General features: G+C 40.3%; 1 protein-coding gene. It reads left to right on the forward strand.

Annotation, left to right across the window (positions count from 1 at the left end; genetic code table 11):
- Positions 1–320 (forward strand): DNA cytosine methyltransferase (locus AAEZ02_RS22065; RefSeq protein WP_351125122.1); only part of this gene is annotated, 320 nt, incomplete at both ends.

A 320-nucleotide genomic window follows, 5' to 3' on the forward strand; every position in this document is an offset into this window, starting at 1 on the left:
TTCCTACTCTGATGAAAGAGCTAAAACTTAAATCGGGCGATCTAGATTTATTACTTGGTGTTCCACCATGCCAAGGCTTCTCGACACATCGCATTAATAATGCAGGCATCGATGATCCTAGAAACCAGTTACTGTTAAAATATTTCGATTTTGTTGATGGATTAAAGCCTAAAGCTTTTCTCATTGAGAATGTGGCTGGGCTACTGTGGAAACGCCACGAAGACTACCTTAATCAACTTTTAATTCTGGCAGAACAACACGGATACACGATCCATTTTTGCGGAATACTAAACGCTAAAGACTACGGTGTGCCACAAAAC

Source organism: Shewanella sp. T24-MNA-CIBAN-0130 (assembly GCF_040310185.1).
In the GTDB taxonomy this organism is placed as follows: domain Bacteria; phylum Pseudomonadota; class Gammaproteobacteria; order Enterobacterales; family Shewanellaceae; genus Shewanella; species Shewanella psychromarinicola.